Source organism: Candidatus Omnitrophota bacterium, from assembly GCA_028715965.1.
Taxonomy (GTDB): Bacteria; Omnitrophota; Gorgyraeia; order Tantalellales; family Tantalellaceae; genus JAQUQS01.
This window is the reverse complement of the sequence record JAQUQS010000066.1, coordinates 1-2,761: the sequence shown is the minus strand read 5'-3', so window position 1 is coordinate 2,761 and position 2,761 is coordinate 1. Positions and strand designations below refer to the sequence as shown.

At 48.5% G+C, this 2,761-nt stretch carries 3 protein-coding genes; 2 read left to right on the top strand and 1 reads right to left on the bottom strand.

Annotated features, from left to right (window positions below):
* Together PHH49_08790 and PHH49_08785 are read left to right on the top strand one after the other, a co-directional pair.
* On the top strand, positions 1–734 hold a 734-nt coding region (locus PHH49_08790; protein MDD5489036.1), incomplete at its 5' end, for a class I adenylate-forming enzyme family protein.
* A gap of 14 nt (positions 735–748) precedes the next feature.
* Positions 749–1,381 (top strand): TPM domain-containing protein, encoded by a 633-nt coding sequence (locus PHH49_08785; protein ID MDD5489035.1) that lies wholly within the window; start codon positions 749–751, stop codon positions 1,379–1,381.
* Here the strand turns inward: PHH49_08785 and nadE are convergent.
* Positions 1,376–2,362, bottom strand: coding sequence for an NAD(+) synthase (gene nadE, locus PHH49_08780; protein ID MDD5489034.1), 987 nt, complete (start codon positions 2,360–2,362; stop codon positions 1,376–1,378). The two genes, PHH49_08785 and nadE, sit on opposite strands and share 6 nt — an antisense overlap.
* Between the last annotated feature and the right edge of the window lie 399 nt (positions 2,363–2,761).

Here is a 2,761-nt window from a genome sequence, read left to right as displayed (position 1 = left end):
TTTTGCTTAACATGTCCGACATAAAGACACGCAAGCTCCCGTATCTTCGTTATTTCCTGCAGGCGGGGGACAGTATGCCGCCACGAATAACACGGGAATTGCTGGAATACTTCCCGGACAAGCATTTGTATCTTATGTATGGCCAGACCGAGGCATCGCCGAGGCTAACCTATCTCGACCCGAAAAAGGCGATCACTAAGCCGGATTCCGTGGGGCAGGCGATACCAGGGGTCAAAGTGCGTGTGGTTGACGAAGAGGATCGGGAGTGTCAGGCGGGGGAAGAGGGCATGATAGTGGCGAAAGGGGATAACATAACGAAAGGCTATTGGAACAACCCTGGGGAGACCAGTAAGGTCATCAGGAATGGATGGTTGTATACGGGAGATATCGGTAAAAAGGATAAGGATGGCGATATTTACATCGTGGGGAGGAAGAAGAATCTCATAAAATCTGGAGGACGACTTATAAGCCCGGTTGAGATCGAACACACGGCAGTGGAACACCCCGGGGTCATGGAGGCGGCTGTTATTGACATGCCGGACATGACGATGGGCAGCAAATTAAAACTTTATATAGTTCCCGCAGGGGATGTTCCTGTTACAACAGACGGGATAATGGAGTTCTTGCGTACTCGTCTGCAGCCGTACAAGATGCCGGGAGAAATAGTATTGATCGATTCGTTGCCAAAGAGCGATTCGTCAAAGATCGATAAAAAGAAATTGAGGTGTATATGAGGACCATGAGAACGATGTTGTGTTTATTGGTGATACTGCTGGCCATGTGGTTCCGGCCGTCCATGACGCCTTGTCTGGGGCAGGAAGATGCCGTTCCGGGCCGTACGGATAAGTGGGTGAACGATTATGCCGGAATAATCGACGGCCCGACGGAGTACCAGATAGAGAACCGGATCAATGAACTGGTAAGCCTGACGCGGAGTAAGACCCAGGACCCTGTAGAGGTGATCATCGGTACGTTCGATGGTACCTATGGCATGAGCTTCTCTGATCTCGCGCTGGCATATGCGGAAAAATGGCACTCAAGTCGTTATGAGCAGCGGGATAATGGTGTGGTTATAGTTGTGGTGCCTTCTCAAAGGAAGGTTACCGTTGGCGTGGGTAGGAACCTGGATAATGTGATCCCGACCCAGCTTGTTACCTCCCTGATACAGGATGTGATGGTGCCCGAGTTCAGCAAGGGAGATTACTCCATGGGGTTGCGTAAAGCGGTCGAAATAGTTTGTGGAACACTTGAAAAGGCTGATATTCCAAAAAGCAACGCTATGATATTTGTAGTTGTCGCCATCCTATTGTCGGTAGCTGCCCTGACCACATATCTCGTTCTCAGGCGAAGGAAAGTTCGACAAGGTGGGGAGATGTCATAACGTTGAGCAGTTCTTCCTGTATGTCGCCAGTTTCTTTTTGGCCATGATATCCGCTTTTATCCGCTTTGAGATATCGAGCGACAATCCTGAACGCCTCGAGATGTCAGATAAACTCGTTCTCTTATGCGTGGCGTGTAGGAAGAAGTCGAGGATGTTGTATGGCAAACGAAAATACATTCTCTCGTCCCCCGCGGGAAGACTGTAGATGTCGGGAGATGGTTCCCTTGATATTATCGCACGTGGTATCCGCAGATGTTCGGCCATTTGGTAGACCTGGCTTTTGTAAAGGTGTCCTATAGGTTCGACGTCGACCCCGCTGTCGCCATATTTCACAAAGAAACCAAGTTCGATCTCGGTCCTGTTCGAGGTGCCAATTACCGCGTAATTATTTTCCTCAGCGATCCTGTAAAGATTCACCATGCGGACGCGCGCCTTTATGTTCGTGTATGCCACGAGTGAGAGATAACTCCCGGGGTCTAACATGGTCGTGTGCTTTTTGTTCTTGCCATACTGGACCTCCAGTATCGGGGTATTAAGACGGTCGGTGATAAGAAAACTTGGAGGCATGACTATCCGGAACTTAACATTATCATCTATGTCCGGTATGAGCCGGCGCAGGATCTCCAGACGGACCTCGTAAACGCCAAGCAGTTCCAGTAGATCAGTTATATCTTTTATTGATAAGGAGATACGCAAATCGCGCGCAACTGTCTTGGCCAGCGTAAGCGAATCGGCGGCGGAGTCTTTTTCCGGCAGCGCGACACTTAGCGTGTTCTTTGACCCGAAAGCCTTTTTACAGAGATACGCGACCACGGTCGAATCGATCCCTCCGCTCAACCCTATCACAACCCCCTTTTTTCTATATGACCCATACACGGTCCTTTGTAGCCGGTCAACTATCCTGTTAGTTTCCCGGCTGCTGTTGAGACGTGGAAGAGTTCCTTTGAAGCCATGAGGGGATGAGGATGTTTTTTTTACCATTTCAGACCTTTCTAAAAAAACGGTTTGATGATAATACCGATCCGATAAATTGAATATATACTAAATAAGCTGTTTAGGGAAGAGGCATTTTATTTATTGGTGAAAACCGGTAAAAGCCGGCGTGTTTCTCCGGGGGGGACAGTTGTGGATAATGCTTACGATCCCCGGGGCTTAAACGGAAAAAAGCCAGGTGCCGTTATTTTTTTATCCGCAGATCCCTTCGCGATTTGACTTTGTATATTTATATAGTAATATTGTATTGCGACATGGCGAGGCGTATGTTTTTTTGAAAGGGGGTATCATGGACGCTGATCGGGACCGGATAAACGAAAAAGTTAAAAATGAAAGCCGTCTGATACAAGAACTTACGGGAGCGATACGCACCGTTATAGTGGGGCA